Raw genomic sequence first — 25,787 nt, forward strand, 5'->3', positions numbered from 1 at the left:
GGGCCCCGCGTCCTGCGTGCTGTGCGGACGCGGTCCCCCGCACCTCCTGGTGCGGGAGGAGTCAGTGGGTGATGAGCTTCGAGAGGAAGTCCTTGGCGCGGTCGGTGCGCGGGGCGGTGAAGAACGACTCGGGGTCGGTGTCCTCGAGGATCTCGCCGTCGGCCATGAAGACGACGCGATCGGCGGCCTTGCGGGCGAAGCCCATCTCGTGGGTGACGACGATCATGGTCATGCCGTCCTTGGCGAGGCCGACCATCACGTCGAGCACCTCGTTGATCATCTCGGGGTCCAGGGCCGAGGTGGGCTCGTCGAAGAGCATCACCTTGGGCTTCATCGCGAGCGCCCGGGCGATGGCCACGCGCTGCTGCTGGCCGCCCGAGAGCTGCGCCGGGGTCTTGCCGGCCTGGTGCCCCACGCCGACCCGGTCGAGGAGCGCCTGCGCCTCGGCCTCGGCGGCCTTCCGGGCGAGCTTGCGGACCTTGATCGGCCCGAGCGTCACGTTCTCGAGGATCGTCTTGTGCGCGAAGAGGTTGAAGGACTGGAACACCATGCCCACGTCCGCACGGAGCGCGGCGAGTCCCTTGCCCTCCTCCGGCAGCTTCTGACCGTCGATCGAGATCGTGCCGCCCGAGATGGTCTCGAGGCGGTTGATCGTGCGGCAGAGGGTCGACTTGCCGGAGCCGGAGGGCCCGAGGACCACGACGACCTCACCGCGGTTGATGGTGAGGTCGATGTCCTTCAGCGCCTGGAACTCCCCGTAGTGCTTCTGCACACCGTCGAGGACGACGAGGGGTTCTCCGACGGGAGCGGACGAGCGATCGCCCTGCACAGGTGCTTCCATTCGGCCAGAGAATCACACGCGAATGGGCCGGTCAAATCATGAGGGTCTTCTTAATCAGAGGTTAATAACCCGCCGGACGCCCGTCGCGGGTCCCCGCCCCTCCTCGCATCCCTCAGGACCGCTGGGCGAAAGCGCTCTCGTACAGGCAGACGGAGGCGGCGGTCGCGAGGTTGAGCGACTCGGCCGCCCCGTAGATCGGCACGGCGACGACTCCGTCGACGAGCTCGAGCGACTCGTCCTCCAGCCCGCGGGCCTCGTTGCCGAACACCCACACGGTCGGCCGGGCGAGATCGCCGCGGGCGCGCACGTCGAGCAGGTCCTCCCCCTTCACGTCGGCGGCGACGGAGCGCAGGCCGATCGCGCGCAGCCGCTGGAGCACGTCCGCGAGCTGGGCGTCGACCGCCACGGGGAGGTGGAACAGGGAGCCCGTCGTGGAGCGCACGACCTTCGGGTTGTAGAGGTCGACCGAGCGTCCCGTGAGGACGACGGCGTCGGCGCCGGCCGCATCGGCCGCCCGCACGATCGTGCCGAGGTTGCCCGGGTCGCGCACCTCCTCGAGCACGGCGACGAGGCGCGGCTCCGAGGCGACGATGTCCTTCAGCGAGGTCGGGAACTGCCGGCAGACCGAGACGAAGCCCTGCGGCGTGACCGTGTCGGCCATCGCGTCGAGGACGTCCTCGGTCACGTACTCGATCTCGACGTCCGCCTCCTCGGCGGCGGCCACGATCTCGGGGTGGCGCTCCAGCGCGGTCGGAGTCGCGAACGACTCGACGAGCAGCTCCGGACGGTAGCGCAGCGCCTCCGAGACGGCCTGCGGCCCCTCGAGGAGGAAGAGCCCCGTCTCCTGCCGGGCCGGGCGCCGGGTGAGCTTGGCCACGGAGCGGACACGGGGGGAACGGGGGTTGTCGAGCATGCGGCGAGCCTATCGGCGGCTCCCACGGCCGCCCCGGCGACACGTCGCCCTCCGGGAAGCCGCCCCCGGGAACGACGGAAGGGGCCACGACCGATGGTCGTGACCCCTTCCGGGTGCTGCGAGGACTACGCGGCGGCCTTGGGCGCCGAGGTGTCGGCGGGCAGCGCGTTCTTCGCGGTGGCCACGAGGGCGGCGAAGGTCGCGGGCTCGGTGATCGCGAGGTCCGCGAGGATGCGGCGGTCGACCTGGACGCCGGCCAGGGCGAGGCCCTGGATGAAGCGGTTGTAGGTCAGGCCGTTCGCGCGGGAGGCGGCGTTGATGCGCTGGATCCAGAGACGGCGGAACTCGCCCTTCTTGGCGCGGCGGTCGCGGTACGAGTAGACGAGGGAGTGGGTGACCTGCTCCTTCGCCTTGCGGTACAGGCGCGAACGCTGGCCGCGGTAGCCCGAGGCGCGCTCGAGGATGACGCGACGCTTCTTGTGGGCGTTGACCGCCCTCTTGACTCTTGCCATTTCTTTTTCTTCCTATCGATCCGGGTCGGTGCAGTAGCGGACCACGCGGCGCAGCGGACTGCGCGGCAGTGGGCTACAGACCGAGAAGCTTCTTGGCGACCTTGGCGTCCTGCGGGGCGAGGACCTGGTCCTGGTTCAGGCGGCGGGTGCGGACGCTGGACTTGGACTCCAGGTTGTGACGCATACCGGCCTGCTGCTTCATGATCTTGCCGGAGCCGGTCACCTTGAAGCGCTTCTTGGCACCCGAGTGGGTCTTCATCTTGGGCATGTTCTCTCCTTGTCACGTCGCACCCGCGTCAGCGGGGCGAAACCGGTGCCCCGCGAGCAGGGCGTCCGCCGGCCCCGAGGCCGGGGCGGCGAAGTATCAGACGGATTCGGCCTCGGCCGATTCCTCAGGGGTGTTGGCCTCGCGGCGAGCCGCGCGGACCGCGTTCGCCTCGGCCTTCGCCTCGGACTTGTTCTTCAGCGGGCCGATGACCATCACCATGTTGCGACCGTCGATGGTCGGGGTGGACTCGACCTGACCGAACTCGGACACGTCCTCCGCGAAGCGCTGCAGGAGTCGGACGCCCATCTCGGGGCGGGACTGCTCGCGACCGCGGAACAGGATCATGGCCTTGACCTTGTCGCCGGCCTTCAGGAAGCCCTCGGCGCGCTTGCGCTTGGTCTCGTAGTCGTGCTTGTCGATCTTCAGGCGGAAACGGACCTCCTTGAGGATCGTGTTCGCCTGATTGCGACGGGCTTCCTTGAGCTTCTGGGCCTGCTCGTACTTGAACTTCCCGTAGTCCATGATCTTGGCGACGGGAGGCTTGGAGTTGGGAGCAACCTCGACCAGATCCAGGTCTGCGTCCTGCGCGAGTCGCAGGGCGACCTCGATTTTCACGACGCCGACCTGTTCTCCGGCGGGACCGACGAGGCGGACCTCGGGGACGCGGATTCGGTCGTTGGTACGGGGATCGCTGATTGCGTTTCTCCTCTGATCTCGGTGAGTTGCTGCTCTGCGGCCGGATTCTGATCCGGCGCATCCCGAGAGAGGAGATTCCTGACGCGCTCGTGCACGTGCTCGCACCCTGCGACCCGGCCTCCGGGGGTGAACCCGGGTGCCGCAGCCCTGCCCTCGTCACCGAGGGCGGAGTGCTTCAGACCCGGTAACCTAATGAAGCGGTCAAGCGCGGGTGGGAGAATCTCCACTTTCGAACCGAGGACATGCCTCGGAGCCCGCATCATCTTAGCAGAATCCCGGCCCGAGCGACAGAGCGGATGCGGGCGCTCTCTCCGCCTCGGCGCGAGGCTCCCCCGGCGGGCCCGATCCACCGAACGAAGGACCCATGGCCCAGTACGACGACGACTACCTGCGGCGCTTCGGCGACGCCGACGCCTCCTCCGACGTGGAGGCCGCCCGCGACATCGCGGAGGTGCCCGCCGTGGAGATCATCACCACGGCGGCGGTCCACCTCATGAGCGCCGCCGCGGTGAAGTGCGGCCTCGCCGACGAGCCGGGCGCCCAGGTCGACCTCGACGAGGCGCGGAAGCTCATCAACGCGCTCGCGGGCCTCGTGACCGCGGGCGCTCCGGACATCAGCGACATGCACGCGCGCAGTCTGCGCGACGGACTGCGCACCCTCCAGCTCGCGTTCCGCGAGGCGTCCCCGATCGCCGACCCCATCGGCAAGGGCCCGGGCGAGAAGTGGACGGGTCCGGTCAACTGACCCCGGGAGCGGACGCCAGCTGGACCGACAGCGAGTCGACCCGCGACGCGACGATCCCGTCGGCGGCCCACCTCTCCCCCAGGCGGGAGACGAGGGACCCGAGAGCTCCGCGGTCGAGGCCCGGAGCGAGTGCGAGCACGACGACGAGCTCGGGTCCCCGGAGCCGCTGATGCGGATCGCCGGCTCGGACGTCGACCGAGACGACCACCGCCTCCTGCTCCGCGGACGCGCGCAGCGCGCGGAGCACCTCGGAGTCGTCCGCGCAGGAGCGCCACGGCGTGCCCTCGGCGATCGCCCACAGCGCCGGCCGGCGCACCGCGAACTCGTGCTCGGACACGGGGTCGAGGACCATCAGCTCCGTGGACTCGGCCACGGCCGCGAGCGCGGCACGGCGCCCGTCGACGGGGACGGGTCGGGCGGCCGCATCCCAGCGGCGCATCGCGTCGACGCTGCTGAAGACCGGCAGCACGTCGCGGCCGTCGGGGCCGGCGACCGTGACGATCGACAGCTCCTGCGTCTTGTCGGTGCGGAGACCGGCGACCTCGTCGCCCTCCTCGCCGAGGTGCGCGACCAGAGGGATCAGCAGACGGGACGTCCGCAGCGCGTCGACGACCGCGTCCGGTCCGCGCGATCCGTCGGCGAAGGCGGCGAGGGCCTGCACGAGCGCCTCCGGCGCGCGACCGTCGTCCTCGGCGGCGGCACTCGGCTCGAAGTGCCGGCCCGCCCATGGCGTCCCGGCGGAGTCGGTCAGATGCGAGGGGAGGGCGCGTCCGTCACTCGGACGCGACATCCAGCGCCTCCGCCAGCGTGAAGGCGCCGGCGTAGAGCGCCTTGCCCACGATCGCGCCCTCGAGGCCCTGCGGGACGAGGTCGCGCAGAGCGGCGATGTCATCGAGGTTCGAGATGCCGCCGGAGGCGATGACCGGACGGCGGGTCCGGGCCATGACCTGCTCGAGCAGCTCGAGGTTCGGCCCCTTGAGGGTGCCGTCCTTGGTCACGTCGGTGACGACGTAGCGGGTGCAGCCGGCCTCCTCGAGGCGGTCGAGGACCTGCCAGAGGTCGCCTCCCTCCTTGGTCCAGCCGCGAGCCGCGAGGGTGGTGCCGCGCACGTCGAGACCGACGGCGATCTGGTCGCCGTACTGCGCGATCACACTGGCGGCCCATTCGGGGTTCTCGAGGGCGGCGGTGCCGAGGTTGATGCGCTTGGCACCGGCGCTCAACGCGGACTCGAGGCTGCGGTCGTCGCGGATCCCGCCGGAGAGCTCGACGTTGACGCCCTTGACCTGCCGGATCACCTTCTTCATGATGCCGTGGTTGTCCCCGCGGCCGAACGCGGCGTCGAGGTCGACGAGGTGGATCCACTCCGCGCCCTGATCGGCCCAGTCGCCGGCGGCGTCGATGGGGTCACCGTAGTTGGTCTCGGTCCCTGCCTCGCCCTGCGTCAGCCGGACGGCCTTGCCGCCCGCCACGTCGATCGCGGGCAGAAGGACAAGGCCCGGGGCCTTGGTGAACTCGCTCATCGTCATCCTCAGTCTCGGGAGCCCTGGTGCGGAGGCGGCGCTCACGGGGAGCGGCGCCGACCACCGGCCGATCCTAGTTCGTGCGGAGCCCGCCCAGCCAATTCGAGAGCAGGCGCAGGCCCGCCGCGCCGGACTTCTCGGGGTGGAACTGGGTCGCCGAGAGCGGCCCGTTCTCGACCGCGGCGATGAACGGGCCGCCGTGGTCGGCCCAGGTGACCGCGGGAGCGGGGAACGGCGGGATGACGTCGAGCGACCACTCCCGCGCACCGTAGGAGTGGACGAAGTAGAAGCGCTCGTCGGCGATGCCCTCGAAGAGCCTCGACCCCTCGGGGGCGCTGACGGTGTTCCATCCCATGTGCGGCACGACCTCGGCGGGAAGGAGGTCGACCGTGCCGGGCCACTCGCCCAGGCCCTCGCTCTCGACGCCGCGCTCGACGCCGCGCTCGAACAGCACCTGCATGCCGACGCAGATGCCGAGCACCGGGCGCCCGCCGGACAGGCGCTTGTCGATGATCTCGCCGCCGCGCGCCTTCGTCAGTGCGTCCATGACCGCGCTGAACGCGCCGACGCCGGGGACGAGCAGTCCGTCGGCCTCGAGCGCCTTCGTGCGGTCCGAGGTCAGCTCGACGTCGGCACCTGCGAGCTCGAGCGCCTTGACGGCGGAGTGGACGTTGCCGGAGCCGTAGTCGTAGACGACGACGGACGGGCGCGCGCTCACAGCGCGCCCTTGGTGGAGGGCACGCCGACGACGAGGGGGTCGAGCGCCTTGGCCTGGCGGAACGCGCGGGCGAACGCCTTGAACTCGGCCTCCGCGATGTGGTGGGGATCGCGTCCGCCCAGCACGGTGATGTGCACGGTGAGCCCGGCGTTGAAGGCGATCGCCTCGAAGACGTGGCGCACCATGGAACCGGTGAAGTGCCCGCCGACGAGGTGCAGGGCGAAGCCCTCCGGCTCGCCGCTGTGGACCAGGTAGGGGCGTCCGGAGATGTCGACGACGGCCTGCACGAGGGCCTCGTCGAGCGGCACCAGAGCGTCGCCGAACCGCGAGATGCCGGACTTGTCGCCGAGGGCCTGCCGGATGGCGGTGCCGAGGGCGATGCCGATGTCCTCCGCCGTGTGGTGGATGTCGATCTCGATGTCGCCCGTCGCCCGGACCCGGAGGTCGGTGAGCGAGTGCTTCGCGAAGGCGGTGAGCAGGTGGTCGAAGAACGGCACGCCGGTCTCGAGGTCCGCGGTGCCGGTGCCGTCGAGGTCGATCGACAGCTCGATGCTGGACTCGCTGGTGGCACGGCTGAGGGAGGCGGTGCGCCCGGGTGCGGCGCTCGGGGAGGTCATGGGACCAGTCTATTCGCCGCTCCCCGGCCACCCGCGGGCCGAGCGCTACTCGTGCGCGAGCGCCGCGGCGGGGTCGGCCTCGAGGGAGGGCAGGGAGGCCAGGGCCTCGAGGAACGCGGTCGTCTCCTCCTGGGTGCCGGCGCTCACCCGCAGGTGGTTCGGGATGCCGACGTCGCGGATGAGGACGCCCCGGGCGAGGAGCGCCTCGAAGGTCGCGCCCGGATCGGCGACTCCGCCGAAGAGGACGAAGTTGCTGCCGCTCGCGTGCGGCGTGTAGCCGAGCTCGCGGAGGCCGACCACCATGCGGTCGCGCTGCTCGATGATGTCGCCGACCATCGCCAGCATCTCGTCGGCGTGCGCCAGAGCGGCCGCCGCGGCCGCCTGCGTGAGGGCCGAGAGGTGGTAGGGCAGGCGGACGAGCCGCAGGGCGTCGACGACGGCCGGATCGGCGGCGAGGTAGCCCAGGCGCACCCCGGCGAAGGCGAACGCCTTGCTCATGGTGCGGGAGACCAGGAGCCGGGGTCGTCCGGGGAGCAGGCTCAGAGCGGTCGGGGCGTCGCGGCCCCCGAACTCGGCGTAGGCCTCGTCGACGACGACGATGCCGTCGGTGGCGTCGTAGACCGCCTCGACGGTCTCGAGGGAGAGGGGCGTGCCCGTGGGGTTGTTGGGCGCGCAGAGGAAGACCAGGTCGGGCTGCGCGCGACGGACCTGATCGGCCGCGTACCGGGCTCCGACCTCGAAGTCGTCCTCTCGCGGAACGCCGATCCACTCGGTTCCGCTGCCGGAGGCGAGGATTGAGTACATCGAGTAGGTGGGCGCGAAGCCGAGCACCGAGCGTCCCGGGCCGCCGAACGCCTGCAGGATGTGCTGCAGGACCTCGTTGGAGCCGTTCGCCGCCCAGACCCCGTCCGCGGTCAAGCCGTGCCCGAGGTAGCCGGCGAGGGAGTCGCGCAGCTCGCGGAACTCGCGGTCGGGGTAGCGGTTGACCGTCCGCAGGGCGACCGAGACCCGCTCGACGATGTCGGAGATGACGCCGTCGGGGACCGGGTGGGTGTTCTCGTTGACGTTGAGCGCCACGGGGACGATCTTCTGCGGGGCGCCGTACGGCAGCTTCCCGCGGAGGTCGTCGCGGAGGGGGAGGTCGTCGAGAGTCGTCACCAGGGAATGGTAGCGGCGACCGGTGAGCCGGACCCGCTGAGGCGCTCCCACCCGGGTGTCACCGGCGAGCGGAGCGGCAGCGGACGGATCAGCGGGTCAGCTCGTACTCGGACGGGACGGCGAGCTGCTGCCCGGGCTCGAGGCCGGCGCTGGCCAGCTGGTTGAGCGAGAGGAGATCCGAGACCACGTCGCGCGGGTCGGAGTCGGGGGCGATGTCCTCGGCGAGCGACCAGAGGGACTCGCCCGCGCGGACCGTCACGTACTGGAAGCGCACGTCGGAGGACTCGCCCGAGGCGACCGCTCCCCCGCCGTTGAGGCCGAAGACGAACGCTCCCGCGACGATCGGGAGAGCGCCCAGGACTGCCAGGACACCGCGACCGCGGCGGGTGATCCGCAGACGCACGCGCGCGACAGCGGGAGCAGCGACGGCGGATGCCTGCGCCTGGGGACCGGAGGTGGTGCGGTGCTGGTCGATGTGCTGATCGATCATGGGGATCGCTCCTTTCAGCAGGGACTCGGGGCGGACCTCGGCCGGGAGGGCCGCCCCGAATCTCTGTTCCGAATATATCTTCGAATAAAGCGGGAGGCAAGAGCCTGCCGCTTCGCATCCGTCGACGGATCGCGCGACACACTCGAACGAATGTTCCGAACGGGAACCCTCGGCGGATACAGTTTCGAGAGCCCGCTGGTAGTACAGCAGCGACCACCGACATCGGTGATCGACGAGGAGCCGGGCGGCGCGCACGCGGGGTGCGCGCCGAGAGAGGACGACGTGAGCGACGCGCAGACCGCCAAGGCGAAGCAGGGCACCGGACGGCGCCGGAAGAACCTGAGCGCGAAGCAGCTCGCGATCCTCGACGTGATCCAGCGCTCCGTCTCGAGCCGGGGCTACCCGCCGAGCATGCGCGAGATCGGCGACGCCGTCGGCCTCGCCTCGCTCTCCAGCGTCACGCACCAGCTCAACCAGCTCGAGCTCAGCGGCTACCTCCGACGCGACCCGAACCGCCCCCGCGCGCTCGAGATCCTCATCGACGTCCCGAGCTCCACCGAGGACGACGGCTCGTTCGAGTCGAGCGTCACGGTCGGCGACGCCGCCATGGTGCCGCTCGTCGGCAGGATCGCGGCCGGTGTCCCCATCACGGCGGACCAGCAGATCGACGAGGTGTTCCCCCTCCCCCGCCAGCTCGTCGGCAAGGGCGAGCTCTTCATGCTCAAGGTCGTCGGCGAGTCGATGATCGACGCCGCGATCTGCGACGGCGACTGGGTCGTCGTCCGTTCGCAGCGCACGGCCGAGAACGGCGAGATCGTCGCCGCCATGCTCGACGGGGAGGCCACGGTGAAGGTCCTGCGCCAGCGCGACGGGCACACCTGGCTGCTCCCCCGCAACTCGAACTTCGAGCCGATCCTCGGCGACGAGGCCGAGGTCCTCGGCAAGATCGTGGCGGTCCTCCGCTCGGTCTGAGCCGTCGTCGCCGTGCCGGGCACGGTCGCGCAGAGAGGGAGAAGGGGCGGACGGCCGAGAGCCGTCCGCCCCTTCTCCGCTCCCTCCCTAGACCACGGCCTCCACGAGGGCTCGCCGGGCTTCCACCGCCGTCTCGACCATCGTGCGCAGCGACGCCACGGTCTCGTCGTAGCCGCGCGTTTTCAGCCCGCAGTCCGGGTTGATCCAGAGCTGGCGCGCCGGGATGGAGGCCAGCGCCGTGCCGACCAGTTCCGACAGCTCGCCCGCGCCGGGGATCCGCGGCGAGTGGATGTCGTACACCCCGGGTCCGATGCCCCGCGCGAAGCCCGAGCGCTCGATGTCGGTGACGACCTCCATGCGCGACCGTGCGGCCTCGATGCTCGTCACGTCCGCGTCGAGGCGGTCGATCGCGTCGATCACCACGCCGAACTCGGAGTAGCAGAGGTGGGTGTGGATCTGGGTCGCGGTGAGCGCCCCCGCGGTCGCCAGCCGGAACGCGCCCACCGACCACTCGAGGTACGCGGGCTGATTCGCCTTCTCGAGCGGCAGGAGCTCCCGCAGCGCGGGCTCGTCCACCTGCACGATGCGGATGCCCGCCCCCTCCAGGTCGGCGATCTCGTCGCGCAGGCTCAGCGCGACCTGCTCGGCCGTCTCCTTCAGCGGCTGGTCGTCGCGCACGAACGACCAGGCGAGGATGGTGACCGGGCCGGTCAGCATGCCCTTGACCGGCCTCGTCGTCAGGGACTGCGTGTAGCCCGACCACTCGACGGTGATCGGAGCCGGCCGGGAGACGTCGCCCCACAGCAGCGACGGACGGGTGCAGCGGCTGCCGTAGGACTGCACCCAGCCGTTGCGCGTCACCGCGAAGCCGTCGAGGTTCTCGGCGAAGTACTGCACCATGTCGTTGCGCTCGGGCTCGCCGTGCACGAGGACGTCGAGGCCGATCTCCTCCTGGAGGCGCACCACCCGCTCGATCTCGGCGCGCATGCGCTCCACGTACTGCTGCTCGGACAGATCGCCGCGGACCACCGCGGCTCGGGCCGTGCGGATCTCGCGGGTCTGCGGGAACGAGCCGATCGTGGTGGTCGGCAGCACCGGCAGCGCCAGCGACTCCTCCTGCGCGGCGAGCCTCTGGGAGTACGGTGCGCGACGGTAGTCGGCGTCCGTGAGCGCTGCGGCGCGCTGCCGGACGGCTCCGTCGCGCACCCCGGGAGCGGAGCGCCGGTCCTCGAGCGCCTCGCTCGCCGCGCGCAGCTCGCCGTCGATCGAGGAGGCGCCGTCGACCAGCCCACGGGCGAGGACCGCGATCTGCCGCGTCTTCTGGTCGGCGAAGGCGAGCCACGAGGCGAGCCGGGGGTCGAGCTCGGGCTCGTCCTCCACGTCGTGCGGGACGTGGAAGAGGGAGGTCGAGCTGGACACGGCGAGTCCGCCCCCGAGCGAGCGCAGGCTCTCGGCCTTGTCGAGTGCCTCGGCGAGATCTCCGCGCCACACGTTGTGCCCATCGATCACTCCGGCGACCAGCACCGTGCGCTCGAGTCCTGCGGACGCGCTCGGCGTCGCGCCCTTCACGAGGTCGATGCCGACCGCCTCGACCGGTGAAGCGGCGAGCACGGGCAGCGCGTCCCCCAGGTCGCCGTAGGGGCCGGCGACGAAGAGCGCGGGCCGGTCCTCGGTCGCGCCGAGGACGCGGTACGCCTCAGCCGTCGCGGCGAGGACGTCAGCCCGCGGGACCTCGATCGACTCCGAGACGAGGGCGGGCTCGTCGAGCTGCACCCACTCCGCTCCCGCGCGGCCGAGGAGCGACAGGAGCTCCGCGTACACGGGGAGGAGGTCGCCGAGCCGCGACAGCGGCGAGAAGCCCGACGGAGCGGAGTCGGTCGGCTTCGCGAGGAGGAGGTAGGTGACCGGGCCGACCAGGACGGGGCGGGTCGTGAAGCCGGCGCCGCGCGCCTCCTCGACCTCGCGCACGCGTCGCGCGTCGGCGAGCGAGAAGACGGTCTCGGGGCCGATCTCGGGCACGAGGTAGTGGTAGTTGGAGTCGAACCACTTGGTCATCTCGAGCGGAGCCCTGTCGCCGTCGCCCCGCGCGAGGGTGAAGTAGCCCGCGAGGTCGACGGAGCCGTCGACGACGAGGTCGGCGAAGCGCTCCGGGACCGCACCGACCGCGACGGTCGTGTCGAGCACCTGATCGTAGAAGGAGTGGGCCTCCGGGATGGAGGAGTCCGTGCGGCCCAGGCCCAGCGCCACGAGACGCTCCCGGGTCGCCGCACGGAGCCGCTGCGCCTCGAGCTCGAGCTCGTGGACGGAGGACGCGCCGCTCCAGAAGGCCTCGACGGCCTTCTTCAGCTCGCGGCGGCGGCCGATGCGCGGGTATCCCAGGACGGTGCCGGTCGGGAAGTCGGGTGCGGTCGTGCTCATGATGCTCTCTCCGTGGTGGGTGTCGGGGCGGCCGCGGTCAGGAGACCGCTCTCGGCGAGGACGGCGAGGACCGCCTCGTGTCGGTTGAAGGCGTAGAGGTGGACGGCGGGGACGCCCGCGTCGACGAGAGTGCGGACGAGTCCCGCCGCGTGCTCGACGCCGATGCGGATCCGCGCGTCCTCGTCGAATTCGACATCGAGCGCGATGGCGAGCTCGGCGGGCAGGTCCTCGCCGCTGAGCTCGAGCATTCGGCGCAGGCGCCCGGGGCTGGTGACCGGCATCACTCCGGGGATGATCGGCATGCGGAGGCCGGCGGCGCGGGCGCGGTCGACGAAGCTCAGATAGTCGGACGCATGGAAGAACAGCTGCGTGATCGCGAAGGACGCACCGGCCGCCTCCTTCGCGAGGAGCGCGTCGATGTCCTGCGAGCGCGAGCGCGACCGGGGATGGCCGTTGGGGAACGCGGCGACGGCGACCTGGGCGCGGGGACGGGCGGCCGGGTCCACGCGCAGGGCGGTCGAACCCGGTACCGCCGTCGCCCCGTACGGCTGCCGCTCCGCCTGGACCCGGTGGATGAGCTGCACGAGCTCGGCGGCGCTGCCGAGCTCGCCCAGGAACCGCTCGCCCTCCGCGGTGCCGGTGGGGGGATCGCCGCGCAGGGCCAGGAAGCGGGTCACTCCGGCCTCGAGGAACTCGTGCACGAGGCGCCCCGCCTCGAGCGCCGTGGACCCGACACACGTGAGATGCGCGAGCGCCTCGACGGAGGTGTGGTCGCGCAGGTACCGGAGGATCTCGAGTGAGGCGCTGCGGGACGAGCCGCCGGCGCCGTACGTGACCGAGATGAAGGAGGGCTCCGCCTCCGCCAGCCTGTCGACGGTGGCGGTCAGCGCGGACGCCGCCGCGGCGCTGCGCGGCGGGTAGATCTCGAAGGAGAACGGGACGCGGTCCGGACAGTGAGGGTCCGGAGGGGTCTCCGATCGGTTCGTCGGCACAGCAGGGCCCTCCGTTCCACAGCGCGTGATCGGTGGGGCGGGTGCCGGGCTCGGCTGTCGCTCCAGGCGCCGGGGGGCGCTCCGGGGTCCACAGTAGGAAGGGCCGGGCGGCGCCGTCGAGGCGCGTGACGCGGTGTGTCCGAGCGTGACGGAGTGTGTCGCCGGAGGCGGAGCCGGCGCCCGGTGCTCCCGGAACGACGGAGCGCCCGCCTCCCCTCAGCGGGGAGCGCGGGCGCTCACTCGTGCGATCAGGCTTCGACGGCCGCCGCGGGGGCGGCGAACTCGGCCAGCGAGCCCGCCAGATCCTGGTGGACGAGAGCCTGCACGCGGGTGCCGCCGTCGACGTACTCCGTGGCCAGGATGCGGCCGCTGCGGTGCAGGTGCGACACCACGTCACCGCGGTCGTAGGGGACGAGCAGGTCGATCTCGACGTCCGGCTCGGGCAGGATCTCGGCGATCCTGGACTGCAGCTCGTCGATGCCCTCTCCGGTGCGCGCGGAGACGAAGACCGCGTCCGGAGCGAGCCCGCGGAGGACGAGGCGCGTGCCCTCGTCGACCAGGTCGGACTTGTTGAAGGCGATGATCTCGGGGATCCCGCGTGCTCCGACCTCGCCGATCACATCGCGCACCGTCGCGATCTGCCCGGCGGGGTCGGGGTGCGAGCCGTCGACGACGTGGACGATGATGTCCGAGTCGGCGACCTCCTCCAGCGTCGAGCGGAACGCCTCGACCAGCTGGTGCGGCAGTGCTCGCACGAAGCCGACGGTGTCGGCGAACGTGTACAGCCGGCCGTCGGCCGTCTGCGCCTTGCGCACGGTCGCGTCCAGCGTCGCGAACAGCGAGTTCTCGACGAGGACCCCCGCGTGCGTCATCCGGTTCAGAAGGCTCGACTTGCCGGCGTTGGTGTAGCCGGCGATGGCGACGGAGGGGACGGCGTTCCGCTTGCGGTTCGCGCGCTTCGCCTCGCGCGCCGGCTTCATCGCGGTGATCTGCTTGCGCAGTCGCGCCATGCGGGTGTGGATCCGGCGGCGGTCGAGCTCGATCTTCGTCTCACCCGGTCCGCGCGAGCCCATGCCGGCTCCGGCGCCCACCTGGCCACCGGCCTGGCGGGACATCGACTCACCCCATCCGCGCAGTCGCGGGAGGAGGTACTCGAGCTGTGCGAGCTCGACCTGCGCCTTGCCCTCGCGGCTCTTGGCGTGCTGGCTGAAGATGTCGAGGATCACCGCGGTGCGGTCGATCACCTTCACCTTCACGACGTCCTCGAGCGCGCGACGCTGGCTCGGTGCGAGCTCGGTGTCGGCGACGACCGTGTCGGCTCCGAGCGCCGCGACGACTCCCGCGAGCTCCTGGGCCTTGCCCTTGCCGAGGTACGTGCTCGGGTCGGGGTGCGGACGCCTCTGCAGGAGTCCGTCGAGCACGGTGGCGCCGGCGGTCTCGGCGAGAGCGGCCAGCTCGTGCAGCGAGTTCTCGGCGTCCTCGAGCGAGCCCTGCGAGTACACGCCGATCAGCACCACGTTCTCGAGGCGCAGCTGGCGGTACTCGACCTCGGTGACGTCCTCGAGCTCGGTCGACAGGCCTGCGACGCGGCGCAGCGCCTGGCGGTCGGCGCGGTCGAACTGCTCGCCGTCCGAATCCTCGCCCTCGTGGCCCGAGGTCTGCAGCGCCTGTGCGCCGCCCGCGACGAAGCGCGAGTATCCCGCCGACCGCGACTGCGCGTTCGCCAGGACCCTCGAGACGACGTCCACGGCCTCGGTCGTGTCGGTCTCGTTCAGGTCTTCCGTCATCCGGATAACACTAACTCCTCAGCTGTTGATAAGTTCACTTCCCATGGCCGCCGAGCACTACTTCACGAGCACCCCCGACGGCGACATCCGGCCCCGCAGGATCACGGCCCGTCTCGCGGGCCGCGACCTCGAGCTCACCACCGCCGGAGGCGTGTTCAGCCCCGGCCACGTGGATCTGGGAACGCGCGTCCTGCTGGACTCCGTTCCCGAGCCTCCCGCCGGCGGGGACCTGCTGGACCTCGGCTGCGGCTGGGGTCCGATCGCCCTCGCGCTCGCCCTCGACGCACCGGACGCCCGGGTGTGGGCGGTCGACGTCAATCAGCGGGCGCTCGAGCTGGTCCGTCGCAACTGCGAGGAACTCGGCGTCACCAATGTCAACGCCGTGCTGCCCGAGGATGTTCCCGACGACGTCCGCTTCCGCACGATCTGGTCCAACCCGCCGATCCGGATCGGCAAGGTCGAGCTGCACGCGCTGCTCGAGCGCTGGCTCCCCCGGCTCGAGACCGGAGCGGACGCCTGGCTCGTGGTGCAGCGCAATCTCGGGTCCGACTCGCTGCAGACCTGGCTCACGGAGACGTTCGACGATCGCCTGGAGGTCGAGCGCGCCGGCGTCTCCAAGGGATTCCGCGTGCTGCGGACGACCAGGATCTGAGCGACCCGCCTCAGTCGATGCGGATCGTGCCGGTGTAGACGAGGTCGGCCGGGCCCGAGAGGCCCACGTGCTCGCCCTCCTCGGTGGCGAACATCGACACACCGAGCGTGCCGCCGGGCACCTCCACGCGCCAGGACTGCGGAGCACGCTCCCCCGCCCAGTACCGGACCGCCAGTGCCGCTGCCGCGGCGCCGGTGCCGCAGCTGAGGGTCTCACCGCTGCCGCGCTCGTGCACGCGCATCCGGATGCGGCCGATGCCGTCGTGGATGAGCGGCTCCCCCGGCACGACGAACTCGACGTTGGCCCCGTCGACGGGCTCGGGATCGAGCTGCGGGATGTAGGTGAGGTCGGCGGAGTCGAGCTCCTCGTCGTTGCTGAGCGCGACGACGACGTGCGGGTTGCCGAGATCGATGCCGATGCCCGGACGGGCGACCTTGAGCTCCTTGGCACGGACCAGGGGCTCGCCGCCCGCCAGCTGCCAGCGCCCGAGATCGACCTGGAACCCGGCTCCGCTGCGGGTGACGTCGCGCACGCCGGCGCGGGTGCCGATCGGCAGAGTGTCACCGGGCTCCAACCCGGCCAGCCCGCCCGCCAGGAGGAAGGCGGCGTAGACGCGGATGCCGTTGCCGCACATCTCGGCGATCGATCCGTCGGCGTTGCGGTAGTCCATGAACCACTCGGCCTCCGGCTCCTCGGCGAGCGACGCGGCACCCTCGGCGATCGCCTTCGAGCGCACGGCGCGGATGAGGCCGTCCGCCCCGACTCCGAAGTGCCGGTCGCAGATCATCGCGATCTGCGCGGGCGTGAGCTCCACCTCGCCGTCCGGGTCGCTGAAGAGCACGAAGTCGTTGCCCGTGCCCTGGCCCTTGGTGAAGTGCAGCTCGATGGTCATGGCGGACAGCCTAGCGAGAGGCAGAGCCGTCCAGCTGGGCGGCGGGGATCGCGCGCTCGAGCAGATCCGGGGCTCCCGACGGGAGCCGATGGGCGTCGCGGTAGCGGCGGAACCAGCTGTTCTGGCGTCGCGCGTACCTCCGCGTGAGGGCCTGGGTCGAGGCGATCGCCTCCTCCTGCGTGGCCTCGCCCGCGCGCTGCGCGAGCGCCTGCGCGTAGCCGATGGCGCGGCTGGCGGTCACTCCGCGCTCGATCCCCAGCGGGATCAGCGCGTCGATCTCCTCGAGCATCCCGGCCGCCCACATCCGCTCCACTCGGGCGTCGAGGCGCGGCACGAGCACCTCGCGCGGCGCCTCGAGGAACAGGAGCGCGGCCGGGCGCCACAGCTGCGGTTCATCCGACATCAGCGCGCTGTGCGGCGAGCCGGTCAGCTCGGCGATCTCGAGGGCACGGACGATCCGGCGCAGGTTGTGCGGGCCGATCCGCCCGGCGACGTCCGCGTCGATGGCGCGCAACCGCTCGAAGAGCACGGACGCTCCCTCGCGCTCTGCCGTCTCCTCCAGCGCCCGGCGGACCTCGGGGTCCGTGCCTGCGAAGGAGAACTCGAACACCACGCTCGACACGTAGAGTCCGGACCCGCCGACCAGGATCGGGACTGCTCCGCGGGACAGCACCTCGTCGATGACGCGACGGGCCTCGGCCTGGTAGCGGGCGACCGACGCCTCCTCCGTCACCTCGAGCACGTCGAGCAGGTGGTGCGGGACGCCACACCGCTCCTCGGGGGCGAGCTTCGCCGTGCCGATGTCCATTCCGCGGTAGAGCTGCATGGCGTCGGCGTTCACGATCTCGGCCGTGCGGCCGGAGTCGGCCACCGCCGCCGCGAGATCGAGTGCGAGCTCGGACTTGCCCGTGCCGGTCGCTCCGACGACGGCGATCACCTGCGGCGCGGGAGGCTCAGCGCTCGCCATCGAGGGCGTCGTAGATCGGAGTGGTGAGGGCCGCGGGGCGGACCCGGAGCGACGGCAGCCCGAGGGACACCCGCGGCGCGGCTCCCTCCGACGTGGCGGGCACCCCGCAGGACTCGGTCTGCGAGCGGTCCCAGGCGTCGCCCGCCCGCGTGCGGCGGATCCGCAGCGGCGCTCCGTCCGCGGAGTCCGCGATCAGGTAGAAGGGAGCCGCCCTGGTGATGCGCACCGAGACGACGTCGCCCGGACGCGGCTGCTCCGAGCCCGCCGGAACGTCGAAGTGCACGAGGCGGCTGTCCTCCGCGCGACCGCTGAGCCGGTGCGTCTCGGCATCGCGACGCCCCTCGCCCGTGGCGACCAGCACGTGCACCTCACGCCCCACGACGGCCCGGTTCTCCTGCTCGCTGATCGCGTCCTGGAGCGCCGCCAGTCGCTCGTAGCGCTCCTGGACGACCTCCTTCGGCAGCTGGTCGGGCATCGTCGCGGCCGGTGTGCCCGGGCGGATCGAGTACTGGAAGGTGAAGGCGGACGCGAAGCGCGCCTCCTCGACGACCCGCAGCGTCTCGGCGAAATCGGCCTCGGTCTCGCCGGGGAAGCCGACGATGATGTCGGTGCTGATCGCCGCGTGCGGGATGCGCGCGCGGACGCGCTCGAGGATCCCCAGGAAGCGCTCGGACCTGTAGGAGCGGCGCATCGCCTTGAGCACCCGGTCGGACCCCGACTGCAGGGGCATGTGCAGCTGAGGCATGACGGCCGGAGTCTCGGCCATCGCGTCGATGACGTCGTCGGTGAAGGCCGCAGGGTGCGGGCTCGTGAAGCGGATCCGCTCGAGCCCGTCGATCGTGCCCGCGGCGCGCAGGAGCTTCGAGAACGCCTGGCGGTCACCGAACTCGACGCCGTAGGAGTTCACGTTCTGCCCGAGCAGGGTCACCTCGATCGCGCCGTCGTCGACGAGCGCCTGGATCTCGGCGAGGACGTCACCCGGTCGGCGGTCCTTCTCCTTGCCGCGCAGGGAGGGGACGATGCAGAACGTGCAGGTGTTGTTGCAGCCGACCGAGATCGAGACCCAGCCGCTGTAGGTCGAGTCCCGCTTGGTGGGGAGGGTCGACGGGAAGACGTCGAGCGACTCGAGGATCTCGAGCTGGGCCTCGTCGTTGTGCCGGGCGCGCTCGAGCAGGCTCGGGAGCGCGCCCATGTTGTGCGTGCCGAAGACGACGTCGACCCACGGCGCCTTGTCGAGGATGACGTTCTTGTCCTTCTGGGCGAGGCAGCCGCCCACGGCGATCTGCATGCCCTCGTGCCGCCGCTTCACGGAGGCGAGGTGCCCCAGGTTGCCGTAGAGCTTGTTGTCCGCGTTCTCGCGGACCGCGCAGGTGTTGATGACCACGACGTCGGCCTCGGCGCCGTCGGCCGGCACGTAGCCGGCGGCCTCGAGGGATCCACTCAACCGCTCGGAGTCGTGGACGTTCATCTGGCAGCCGAAGGTCCGGACCTCGTAGGTCCGCGGTCGGCTGCCGGCGGCGGGGACCGGAGCGGGGCTGAGCGTGGTCATGGTCTCGGATTCTACGCGCCGCTCGGAGAGCCTCCGAGCGGCGCGGCGAGCCGCCCGCGAGGGCGGATCAGCGGAAGCGGACGCTCGAGCCGGGCTTGCGCACGGTCTCGCGCACCACGCGCTGCACGAGGGCACCGGAGTAGCCCCGACGGGCGAGGAAGCCCGTCAGCCGCCGCTCGGCCACCTCGTCCGACAGCGACCGCAGACTCGGGAGGCGCTTGCGCGCGAGCTCCACGGCGGTGCGGTACTCGTCGTCCCCGTCGAGCTCGTCGAGAGCCGTCGCGATGGCATCGGCATCGAGCTTGCGGGCGCGGAGCTCCTGCATGATCGAGGAGCGCCCGAGCTTCTTCCGCTCGCGCAGCTGCGTGACGAGCTGCTCGGCCATGCGGTGGTCGTCGAGGTAGCCGAAGCGGGCGAACCGGTCGAGGATCTCGAGGGCGTCCTTCTCGGCGACCCCCTCGGTGTAGAGGCGCGCCTCCACCTCCGCGACCGACAGGCTCTTCCTCGCGAGCCCCCGCACGATGCGGTCGGCGATCTGCTCGGGATCGGGCTCCTCCGGGAGCTCCGAGACGTCCTCGTCGGCGTCCCGGAACTCCGGAGCCTCCTCGGAGACCTCGGCGGGTGCGGCGGACCGGCGGGCGACGTGCGCGGACAGCTCGGCGATCCGATCCGTCCGCTCGTCGCCCGCCTCCGCGGCGACCGGAGTCGGGACCACGGCCTCCGGCTCGCCCTCGCCCTCGGACACCCACGGCAGGAAGGCGACGGGGCGACCCGCTCCCGTCGATCCCTCCGACCCGCTCACCGGACTCAAGCGCCCTTGCGGACGGGCTGCTTGGCGACGGGCTGCTTCGTGTCGATCGCGACCGGAGCGGCGTCCTTCACCGCGTTCGGATCGGCGACCACGCCCAGCTTGATCAGGATGCGCTTCTCGATCTCGGCCGCGATGTCGGGGTTGTCGATGAGGAACTGACGCGCCTTCTCCTTGCCCTGGCCGAGCTGGTCACCGTCGTAGGTGTACCAGGCGCCGGACTTGCGGACGATCTCGTGCTCGACGCCGAAGTCGATGAGGCTGCCCTCGCGCGAGATGCCGATGCCGTAGAGGATGTCGAACTCGGCCTGCTTGAAGGGCGGGGCCATCTTGTTCTTGACGACCTTGACGCGGGTGCGGTTTCCGACGGCGTCGGTGCCGTCCTTCAGCGTCTCGATGCGGCGGATGTCGAGTCGGACGGAGGCGTAGAACTTGAGCGCCTTGCCGCCCGCGGTGGTCTCGGGGCTTCCGAAGAAGACGCCGATCTTCTCGCGCAGCTGGTTGATGAAGATCATCGTGGTGTTGGTCGTGTTCAGACCACCCGTGAGCTTGCGGAGCGCCTGCGACATGAGGCGTGCCTGGAGGCCGACGTGCGAGTCGCCCATCTCGCCCTCGATCTCGGCACGCGGCACGAGCGCCGCGACGGAGTCGATGACGATCAGGTCGATGGAGCCGGAGCGCACGAGCATGTCGGCGATCTCGAGGGCCTGCTCACCCGTGTCGGGCTGCGAGACGAGGAGGGAGTCGATGTCGACGCCGAGCTTCTTCGCGTACTCGGGGTCGAGCGCGTGCTCGGCGTCGATGAAGGCCGCGATGCCGCCGTTGCGCTGGGCGTTGGCGATCGCGTGCAGGGTGAGGGTCGTCTTTCCGGAGGACTCGGGGCCGTAGATCTCGACGATGCGGCCGCGCGGGAGCCCGCCGATGCCGAGCGCGACGTCGAGCGCGATGGAGCCCGTCTGGATCACCTCGACGGGGGCGCGCTCATCGCTGCCGAGGCGCATGACGGCGCCCTTGCCGAACTGGCGGTCGATCTGCGCGAGTGCGGTCTCGAGGGACTTCTCGCGGTCTGAGGAACTGGGCATGGCCGTCTCGCTCTCGTGTCGGGGTGGTATCGCCTACAGGCTGTCGCGTCGTGCCGGTGGTGCGCCGTAGGAGTACGGCGCGGCCGGGTGCGACAAGGCGGTGAAGCAGGTCCGTTGACTTGTCTCGACGGTATGCCCGACCACCGACATCGGTGGAGGACACGAGCGCCACCGTGGAGACGGCGGCGTTCCTGCTTCTGTGGAGGAGCCTATCCCCGTTCGAACAGGACTTCGATCATCGAGTCCCGGCGTGTCGAACACGACTTCGGTCAGCCCCGACGTCCACCACTCAGCGGCGGCGCTTCGCCGGATCGATCCCGTGCCACCGGGACTCCGGCACGTCGTTCGCCCGGCACAGCGCGAGCCACACCGCGCGGGGCTCCGCACCGTCCCTCAGCGCCCGATCCGCGGTGCGGCCGTCGAGCTCGGTGAGGACCAGGTCCGAGACCAGCACGCGCGCGTAGGCGGCCCCGAACTCGTCGTCGACCAGCTGCCGGAAGTCGCTCAACCTCATGCCTCCACGCTAACCGCAGCCGAGTCCGGCCGGGAACGCCGAAGGGCGCCCGGGCCGGAGCCCGAGCGCCCTTCGCGTGGAATGAGGGTGATGGATGATGAGGACGGAGCCGTCTACCGCGTGACGAGATCCGCGTCGAATCCGGCGACCATGTCGGCCGGGATGGTGTCGGGGATGGTGTCGATCCCCTCGATCACGGCGAGACGGTCTCCGACCTCGCGCATGATGACCGAGATCGGGGTGTCGAGCGCATCGGCGACCGACGCGAGGATCTCGGAGGACGCCTCCTTCTGACCGCGCTCGACTTCGCTCAGGTACCCCAGAGCGACACTCGCCTTGCTCGCCACCTGGCGGAGCGTGCGACCTTTCTGCAGGCGAAAGTCCCTGAGGACATCGCCGATCTCCTGACGAACTAGAACCACTGGACCCTCCTTCTCCACGTCAACCGCTTCTTCGTCCACGGTCTCGTCGAAGGATGCCGGAGCAGGAATCGAAGGGGGTGTGTACGAAGGAACCGGATAGCTGTTCACTACCCGGTTCGTGTGAGTCGACTCTAATACCGGATGACTGGACTTTGCGTGTGAGCGACGTCAGATGTAACCCGGGCGAAACGCACTGCATTCCTTGTTCCGGAGCGGATTCCTGAACAGTCAGGAAAGGGCTCCGGGGCGTCCTCCGACGGTCTCCTCGGCGAGGGAGAGAGCGGCTTCGACGGCCGCCGCTCGGACGGCGGCGCGGTCGCCGGGGAACAGGTGCTCGCGCACCGTCTCGACGCCGTCGACCACCACGGCGACGAACACCGTGCCCACAGCGCGGCCGCCCTGGGGATCGGGGCCCGCGACCCCGGTCGTCGCGATGCCGACGGTGCGCCCGCCGACCGGGCCCAGGCGCTCCGCGACTCCGCGCGCCATCTGCAGGGCGACCTCGGGGTGCACCGGGCCCTCGGCGTCGAGCAGGGCCGCGTCGACCCCGAGCAGGAGGTGCTTGAGCTCCGTGGCATAGCTCACGACTGCCCCGCGGTGCACCGCCGAGGCGCCGGGCACCTCCACGACGGCGGAGCTCAGTGCTCCGCCGGTCAGCGACTCCGCGACGGCGAGGAGCAGGCCCCGGGACTCGAGGGTCCGGACCAGGCGCTCGGCGATCACGACCGGCGCGCGGCGCGGCTCTGGCGGGCCGCATCCGCCAGGTAGTCGATGCCGGTCGCGACGGTCAGCAGGACCGCGGCGGTCATCGTGAGCCCGTTCAGCCAGTGCACCCACTCGCCCAGCAGGTTCCACAGCGGCAGGAGGGCCAGCGAGAGCGCCACCGACTGCACGATCGTCTTGAGCTTGCCGCCGCGCGACGCGGGGATCACCCGGTCCGAGAGCACGGCCATCCGGAACACCGTGATGCCGATCTCGCGCACGAGCACGACGATCGTGACCCACCACGGCAGCTCGAGGAGGATCGAGAGCCCGACGAGAGCGGCTCCGGTGAGCACCTTGTCGGCGATGGGGTCGAGCAGCTTGCCCAGGTCGGTGACCAGTCCGCGGCTGCGGGCGATGTGCCCGTCGATCCCGTCGGTCGCGATGGCGAGGATGAAGAGCAGCGCCGCCGCGATGCGCAGACCGCCGTCCTCCCCCGCGTCGGCGAGCAGCATCCAGAAGAACAGCGGAGCCAGCAGGATCCGCACCACGGTGATGGCGTTGGGGAGGTTCCAGTTGCTGACCGGAGCCGCCGGGCCGGAGGCGGGACTGCTCATCGTTCTCCTGCGTTCGTCGTGATCGTCCGGGGGCCGCGCATCGCTCAGCGGCCGGTGAGCTGCCAGGCGTCGTCGTCCGAGCCCTCGTCGTCGTCGTGGTAGTCGGTCGCCACGGGGCCGGTCAGCTCGGCGAGGGGGTCGGCGTAGGCGTCGGGCGCCACTGCGGAGGGAGCGGCCGGCGCGTCGCCGGGCTGGTCCCCGCGCATCCGCGCCAGCACGCCGGGCAGCTGCTCCGCCGTGACCAGCACGTCGCGCGCCTTCGATCCCTCGGAGGGGCCGACGACCTCGCGGGACTCCAGGAGGTCCATCAGGCGGCCCGCCTTCGCGAAGCCGACGCGGAGCTTGCGCTGCAGCATCGAGGTGGAGCCGAACTGCGTGCTGACGACCAGCTCGGCGGCCGCGACCAGCAGCTCGAGGTCGTCGCCGATGTCGGAGTCGACCTCCTTGCGCTGCGCCTGCACCGTGATGTCCTGGCGGTACTCGGGCTGCGCCTGACGAGTGACGTGCTCGACGACCTTGGCGATCTCGTCCTCGCGGACCCACGCACCCTGGACGCGCATCGGCTTGTTCGTGCCCATCGGCAGGAAGAGCCCGTCGCCCTGCCCGATCAGCTTGTCGGCGCCGGGCTGGTCGAGGATGACCCGCGAGTCCGTGACGCTGGTCACGGCGAAGGCCAGGCGGCTCGGCACGTTGGCCTTGATCAGACCGGTCACGACATCGACGCTCGGACGCTGGGTGGCCAGCACGAGGTGGATGCCGGACGCGCGGGCCAGCTGCGTGATGCGGACGATCGAGTCCTCCACATCGCGCGGCGCGACCATCATGAGGTCGGCGAGCTCGTCGACGACGACGAGCAGGTAGGGGTAGGGCTTGAGGACCCGGTTGCTGCCGGGCGGCAGGACGATCTCGCCGCCGCGCACGGCCGCGTTGAAGTCGTCGATGTGGCGGTAGCCGAACGACGCGAGGTCGTCGTACCGCATGTCCATCTCCTTCACGACCCACTGCAGCGCCTCGGCCGCCTTCTTGGGGTTCGTGATGATGGGCGTGATCAGGTGCGGGACGCCCCCGTAGATGGTCAGCTCGACCCGCTTGGGGTCGATCAGCACCATGCGGACGTCCTGCGGACGGGCTCGCATGAGCAGGCTCGTGATCATGGAGTTCACGAAGCTGGACTTGCCGGAGCCGGTGGAGCCGGCGACCAGGAGGTGCGGCATCTTGGCGAGGTTCGCCACCACGTAGCCGCCCTCGACGTCCTTGCCGACACCGATCGTCATCGGGTGGGTCGAGGTGGTCGACGCGGACGAGCGGAGCACGTCGCCCAGCGAGACGATCTCGCGGTCGGTGTTCGGGATCTCGACGCCGATGGCGCTCTTGCCGGGGATCGGCGAGAGGATGCGGACCTCGTTGCTGGCGACCGCGTAGGACAGGTTCTTGCTCAGCGCGGTGACGCGCTCGACCTTCACTCCCGGGCCGAGCTCGATCTCGTACCGGGTGACGGTCGGGCCGCGCGAGAATCCGGTGACCGTCGCGTCGACGTTGAACTGCTGCAGCACCTCGGTGATCGCACGGACCATCTCGTCGTTCGCGGCCGAGCGCGCCTTCGACGGGGTGCCGGTGGACAGCGCCGCCGCGGACGCAGCCGGTAGGGGGCGTCCTCCTCGAACGAGGAGTCGAAGCCGGCCGTCGGGTCCTCGGACGGCAGGGGCGCGATGGGCCCCGTCCCGATCGCGGGCGGGACCGGCACGGCCGGCGCCACGTCGAGGTCGTCGAGGTGGATGACACCGGTCGCGTCGTCGTCGACGACTCCGACGGGAGTCGTCGCGGCACCGGATCGCTCGAAGCGGGCGAGCGCCGCCTCGGCGTCCTCGACGTCGGAGAGCACCTGCGTCTCGTAGGCCCGGGTCGGCGGATCGGCCGGCTCGTCGTGCTCCTCGATGGCGGTGTCGAACCCCTTGGCCCGGGAGCGTCCGCGGCGGGCCTTCGGCTCGTCGATGACCTCGGTGAGGGAGTCGATGGGGAGCTCCGTCTGCACGGTGGGCTCGTCCTCGCGACCGGACTCCGTGCGGCGCCACCAGGGCAGCTCGCCGCCCTCCTCCTGCTCGTCGGAGGAGTCGGCCTCGGCCTTGGCCGCCTTGGCCGCAGCCTTCTCCGCCTTCAGGCGCGCGCGCTCCTCGTCGTCCAGGACGGGAGCGCCGAACAGGTAGGAGTAGAGGTCGCGGAACCGCGCGCCGATGCGGTTCGGCGGCGTCTTGGTGATGATGAAGAGCGAGAGCAGGATGACCGCGGAGAGGATCACCGTCGCTCCCGGGACCGTGGCGATCGCGACGAGCGGTGCTCCGACGAGCCAGCCGAGCACTCCGCCGGCGGCCGCCATCGGGAGGATGCCGTCGCCGGGGTACGGCGTGCCGAGATGCGCGTGGCAGATGCCCGCCGAGGCGATGAGCAGGAACGACAGGCCCACGCCGATCCGGCCGTTGTCATCGACGGAGCTCGGGTGCCGGAAGAGCCACAGCGCGAACAGCACGAGCACCACCGGGAGGACGTAGGCGACCCGTCCGAAGAGGGCGCCGAAGCTCCAGGCGTCGAGGATCGCGGCGACGGGGTCGCCCGCGAGGAACCACTCGACCACCGCGCCGACCACGCCCAGCACCACCAGGAGGAAGGGGACGCCGTCGCGGCGCTCCTCCTTCGCGAGCCGCTCGGGCCCCAGCGCGCGCGCGGCTCCGCCGACGACGTGCGCCAGCGTCATCCAGAGGCGGACCAGGACGTTCGTGCGCGGAGGGGAGTCGAAGGCGACCGTGGCCTTCGTCTCGGCCGCTCCCCGCCCCGAGCCCCGTCCGGATCGCGGAGCGCCGGAGCGCGCGGAGCCGCTCCCCCGCCCGCGGGAGGTCGTCTTGGTGCTGGTCGCCATGAGGCCACCGTACCCGCCGCCCCC

General features: G+C 71.2%; 26 protein-coding genes and 1 pseudogene. 3 read left to right on the forward strand and 24 right to left on the reverse strand.

Features of this window, described 5'->3' with window-relative positions:
* Window positions 1-61 precede the first annotated feature (61 nt).
* The 5 genes from B0T42_RS06595 to infC form a co-directional block, all read right to left on the reverse strand.
* Window positions 62-841 (reverse strand): amino acid ABC transporter ATP-binding protein, encoded by a 780-nt coding sequence (locus B0T42_RS06595; protein ID WP_077222449.1) that lies wholly within the window; start codon window positions 839-841, stop codon window positions 62-64.
* 112 nt (window positions 842-953) lie between these two features.
* Window positions 954-1,754 carry a TrmH family RNA methyltransferase gene (locus B0T42_RS06600; protein WP_077222451.1) on the reverse strand — a complete coding sequence of 267 codons (801 nt, stop codon included), beginning with the start codon at window positions 1,752-1,754 and terminating at the stop codon, window positions 954-956.
* A gap of 125 nt (window positions 1,755-1,879) precedes the next feature.
* Window positions 1,880-2,266, reverse strand: coding sequence for a 50S ribosomal protein L20 (gene rplT / locus B0T42_RS06605; RefSeq protein ID WP_055793292.1), 387 nt, complete (start codon window positions 2,264-2,266; stop codon window positions 1,880-1,882).
* 73 nt (window positions 2,267-2,339) lie between these two features.
* Window positions 2,340-2,534, reverse strand: coding sequence for a 50S ribosomal protein L35 (gene rpmI, locus B0T42_RS06610; protein WP_077222452.1), 195 nt, complete (start codon window positions 2,532-2,534; stop codon window positions 2,340-2,342).
* A gap of 96 nt (window positions 2,535-2,630) precedes the next feature.
* Entirely contained in the window at window positions 2,631-3,230 is a 600-nt protein-coding gene (gene infC / locus B0T42_RS06615) for a translation initiation factor IF-3 (RefSeq protein WP_077222490.1), read from the reverse strand.
* A 364-nt stretch (window positions 3,231-3,594) separates the two neighbouring features.
* On the opposite strand from infC, the gene B0T42_RS06620 reads away from it, so the two are divergent.
* Window positions 3,595-3,975 (forward strand): DUF1844 domain-containing protein, encoded by a 381-nt coding sequence (locus B0T42_RS06620; RefSeq protein ID WP_077222453.1) that lies wholly within the window; start codon window positions 3,595-3,597, stop codon window positions 3,973-3,975.
* Here the strand turns inward: B0T42_RS06620 and B0T42_RS06625 are convergent.
* The 6 genes from B0T42_RS06625 to B0T42_RS06650 all read right to left on the reverse strand — a co-directional run bounded on the left by B0T42_RS06625 (window position 3,968) and on the right by B0T42_RS06650 (window position 8,478).
* Complete coding sequence (locus B0T42_RS06625; RefSeq protein ID WP_077222454.1) at window positions 3,968-4,765, reverse strand: SseB family protein; 798 nt, start codon at window positions 4,763-4,765, stop codon at window positions 3,968-3,970. The genes B0T42_RS06620 and B0T42_RS06625 overlap by 8 nt on opposite strands.
* Window positions 4,749-5,495 (reverse strand): bifunctional 1-(5-phosphoribosyl)-5-((5-phosphoribosylamino)methylideneamino)imidazole-4-carboxamide isomerase/phosphoribosylanthranilate isomerase PriA, encoded by a 747-nt coding sequence (gene priA, locus B0T42_RS06630; protein ID WP_055793876.1) that lies wholly within the window; start codon window positions 5,493-5,495, stop codon window positions 4,749-4,751. The genes B0T42_RS06625 and priA overlap by 17 nt, the downstream gene beginning before the upstream one ends.
* Before the next feature lie 73 nt (window positions 5,496-5,568).
* The gene (gene hisH, locus B0T42_RS06635) at window positions 5,569-6,213 is read right to left on the reverse strand and encodes an imidazole glycerol phosphate synthase subunit HisH (RefSeq protein WP_077222455.1); all 645 of its coding nucleotides are present in this window, start codon (window positions 6,211-6,213) and stop codon (window positions 5,569-5,571) included.
* Window positions 6,210-6,830, reverse strand: coding sequence for an imidazoleglycerol-phosphate dehydratase HisB (gene hisB / locus B0T42_RS06640; protein ID WP_077222457.1), 621 nt, complete (start codon window positions 6,828-6,830; stop codon window positions 6,210-6,212). The genes hisH and hisB overlap by 4 nt, the downstream gene beginning before the upstream one ends.
* Window positions 6,831-6,875: 45 nt before the next feature.
* Window positions 6,876-7,991, reverse strand: a complete 1,116-nt coding sequence (locus B0T42_RS06645) for a histidinol-phosphate transaminase (protein WP_094742698.1) — start codon at window positions 7,989-7,991, stop codon at window positions 6,876-6,878.
* Between the two features lie 85 nt (window positions 7,992-8,076).
* Entirely contained in the window at window positions 8,077-8,478 is a 402-nt protein-coding gene (locus B0T42_RS06650) for a LysM peptidoglycan-binding domain-containing protein (protein ID WP_077222459.1), read from the reverse strand.
* Between the two features lie 282 nt (window positions 8,479-8,760).
* On the opposite strand from B0T42_RS06650, the gene lexA reads away from it, so the two are divergent.
* Entirely contained in the window at window positions 8,761-9,450 is a 690-nt protein-coding gene (gene lexA, locus B0T42_RS06655; RefSeq protein ID WP_055793315.1) for a transcriptional repressor LexA, read from the forward strand.
* An 87-nt stretch (window positions 9,451-9,537) separates the two neighbouring features.
* Here lexA and metE read toward each other — a convergent pair whose 3' ends face one another.
* The 3 genes from metE to hflX form a co-directional block, all read right to left on the reverse strand.
* Window positions 9,538-11,868, reverse strand: coding sequence for a 5-methyltetrahydropteroyltriglutamate--homocysteine S-methyltransferase (gene metE, locus B0T42_RS06660; RefSeq protein ID WP_077222460.1), 2,331 nt, complete (start codon window positions 11,866-11,868; stop codon window positions 9,538-9,540).
* On the reverse strand, window positions 11,865-12,860 hold the full coding sequence (locus B0T42_RS06665) for a methylenetetrahydrofolate reductase (RefSeq protein ID WP_077222462.1): 996 nt from the start codon (window positions 12,858-12,860) through the stop codon (window positions 11,865-11,867). The genes metE and B0T42_RS06665 overlap by 4 nt, the downstream gene beginning before the upstream one ends.
* Before the next feature lie 248 nt (window positions 12,861-13,108).
* Window positions 13,109-14,647 (reverse strand): GTPase HflX, encoded by a 1,539-nt coding sequence (gene hflX / locus B0T42_RS06670; RefSeq protein ID WP_077222464.1) that lies wholly within the window; start codon window positions 14,645-14,647, stop codon window positions 13,109-13,111.
* Window positions 14,648-14,690: 43 nt separating this feature from the next.
* Here hflX and B0T42_RS06675 point away from each other — a divergent pair, with 43 nt between their 5' ends.
* The gene (locus tag B0T42_RS06675) at window positions 14,691-15,299 is read left to right on the forward strand and encodes a class I SAM-dependent methyltransferase (RefSeq protein ID WP_077222465.1); all 609 of its coding nucleotides are present in this window, start codon (window positions 14,691-14,693) and stop codon (window positions 15,297-15,299) included.
* 10 nt (window positions 15,300-15,309) lie between these two features.
* Here B0T42_RS06675 and dapF read toward each other — a convergent pair whose 3' ends face one another.
* From dapF to B0T42_RS06725, 10 genes and pseudogenes are all read right to left on the reverse strand, one after another.
* On the reverse strand, window positions 15,310-16,191 hold the full coding sequence (gene dapF / locus B0T42_RS06680) for a diaminopimelate epimerase (RefSeq protein ID WP_077222466.1): 882 nt from the start codon (window positions 16,189-16,191) through the stop codon (window positions 15,310-15,312).
* A 10-nt stretch (window positions 16,192-16,201) separates the two neighbouring features.
* Entirely contained in the window at window positions 16,202-17,158 is a 957-nt protein-coding gene (gene miaA, locus B0T42_RS06685; RefSeq protein WP_077222467.1) for a tRNA (adenosine(37)-N6)-dimethylallyltransferase MiaA, read from the reverse strand.
* Window positions 17,145-18,707, reverse strand: a complete 1,563-nt coding sequence (gene miaB, locus B0T42_RS06690) for a tRNA (N6-isopentenyl adenosine(37)-C2)-methylthiotransferase MiaB (protein WP_077222468.1) — start codon at window positions 18,705-18,707, stop codon at window positions 17,145-17,147. Before miaB ends, miaA begins: the two co-directional genes overlap by 14 nt.
* A 67-nt stretch (window positions 18,708-18,774) precedes the next feature.
* The gene (locus tag B0T42_RS06695) at window positions 18,775-19,509 is read right to left on the reverse strand and encodes a regulatory protein RecX (RefSeq protein WP_094742694.1); all 735 of its coding nucleotides are present in this window, start codon (window positions 19,507-19,509) and stop codon (window positions 18,775-18,777) included.
* A 5-nt stretch (window positions 19,510-19,514) separates the two neighbouring features.
* Window positions 19,515-20,597 carry a recombinase RecA gene (gene recA, locus B0T42_RS06700; RefSeq protein WP_077222471.1) on the reverse strand — a complete coding sequence of 361 codons (1,083 nt, stop codon included), beginning with the start codon at window positions 20,595-20,597 and terminating at the stop codon, window positions 19,515-19,517.
* A gap of 289 nt (window positions 20,598-20,886) precedes the next feature.
* Entirely contained in the window at window positions 20,887-21,111 is a 225-nt protein-coding gene (locus B0T42_RS06705; RefSeq protein ID WP_077222472.1) for a DUF3046 domain-containing protein, read from the reverse strand.
* 113 nt (window positions 21,112-21,224) lie between these two features.
* On the reverse strand, window positions 21,225-21,533 hold the full coding sequence (locus B0T42_RS06710) for a helix-turn-helix domain-containing protein (RefSeq protein ID WP_055793878.1): 309 nt from the start codon (window positions 21,531-21,533) through the stop codon (window positions 21,225-21,227).
* Between the two features lie 228 nt (window positions 21,534-21,761).
* A complete protein-coding gene (locus tag B0T42_RS06715) occupies window positions 21,762-22,256 on the reverse strand; it encodes a CinA family protein (protein ID WP_236720157.1) in 495 nt (164 codons plus the stop codon).
* Entirely contained in the window at window positions 22,253-22,852 is a 600-nt protein-coding gene (gene pgsA / locus B0T42_RS06720) for a CDP-diacylglycerol--glycerol-3-phosphate 3-phosphatidyltransferase (protein ID WP_077222473.1), read from the reverse strand. The genes B0T42_RS06715 and pgsA overlap by 4 nt, the downstream gene beginning before the upstream one ends.
* Before the next feature lie 44 nt (window positions 22,853-22,896).
* Window positions 22,897-25,763 (reverse strand): annotated as a pseudogene (locus tag B0T42_RS06725) (FtsK/SpoIIIE family DNA translocase).
* Window positions 25,764-25,787 lie beyond the last annotated feature (24 nt).

It is taken from the genome of Rathayibacter rhapontici, from assembly GCF_001995175.1.
Taxonomy (GTDB): domain Bacteria; phylum Actinomycetota; class Actinomycetes; order Actinomycetales; family Microbacteriaceae; genus Rathayibacter.

Coding starts and splice junctions, on each gene's coding strand:
- B0T42_RS06595 (WP_077222449.1), bottom strand. CDS start 841: ATGGAAGCACCTGTGCAGGGCGATCGCTCGTCCGCTCCCGTCGGAGAA.
- B0T42_RS06600 (WP_077222451.1), bottom strand. CDS start 1,754: ATGCTCGACAACCCCCGTTCCCCCCGTGTCCGCTCCGTGGCCAAGCTC.
- rplT (WP_055793292.1), bottom strand. CDS start 2,266: ATGGCAAGAGTCAAGAGGGCGGTCAACGCCCACAAGAAGCGTCGCGTC.
- rpmI (WP_077222452.1), bottom strand. CDS start 2,534: ATGCCCAAGATGAAGACCCACTCGGGTGCCAAGAAGCGCTTCAAGGTG.
- B0T42_RS06620 (WP_077222453.1), top strand. CDS start 3,595: ATGGCCCAGTACGACGACGACTACCTGCGGCGCTTCGGCGACGCCGAC.
- B0T42_RS06625 (WP_077222454.1), bottom strand. CDS start 4,765: ATGTCGCGTCCGAGTGACGGACGCGCCCTCCCCTCGCATCTGACCGAC.
- priA (WP_055793876.1), bottom strand. CDS start 5,495: ATGAGCGAGTTCACCAAGGCCCCGGGCCTTGTCCTTCTGCCCGCGATC.
- hisB (WP_077222457.1), bottom strand. CDS start 6,830: ATGACCTCCCCGAGCGCCGCACCCGGGCGCACCGCCTCCCTCAGCCGT.
- B0T42_RS06650 (WP_077222459.1), bottom strand. CDS start 8,478: ATGATCGATCAGCACATCGACCAGCACCGCACCACCTCCGGTCCCCAG.
- metE (WP_077222460.1), bottom strand. CDS start 11,868: ATGAGCACGACCGCACCCGACTTCCCGACCGGCACCGTCCTGGGATAC.
- hflX (WP_077222464.1), bottom strand. CDS start 14,647: ATGACGGAAGACCTGAACGAGACCGACACGACCGAGGCCGTGGACGTC.
- B0T42_RS06675 (WP_077222465.1), top strand. CDS start 14,691: ATGGCCGCCGAGCACTACTTCACGAGCACCCCCGACGGCGACATCCGG.
- dapF (WP_077222466.1), bottom strand. CDS start 16,191: ATGACCATCGAGCTGCACTTCACCAAGGGCCAGGGCACGGGCAACGAC.
- miaA (WP_077222467.1), bottom strand. CDS start 17,158: ATGGCGAGCGCTGAGCCTCCCGCGCCGCAGGTGATCGCCGTCGTCGGA.
- miaB (WP_077222468.1), bottom strand. CDS start 18,707: ATGACCACGCTCAGCCCCGCTCCGGTCCCCGCCGCCGGCAGCCGACCG.
- recA (WP_077222471.1), bottom strand. CDS start 20,597: ATGCCCAGTTCCTCAGACCGCGAGAAGTCCCTCGAGACCGCACTCGCG.
- B0T42_RS06705 (WP_077222472.1), bottom strand. CDS start 21,111: ATGAGGTTGAGCGACTTCCGGCAGCTGGTCGACGACGAGTTCGGGGCC.
- pgsA (WP_077222473.1), bottom strand. CDS start 22,852: ATGAGCAGTCCCGCCTCCGGCCCGGCGGCTCCGGTCAGCAACTGGAAC.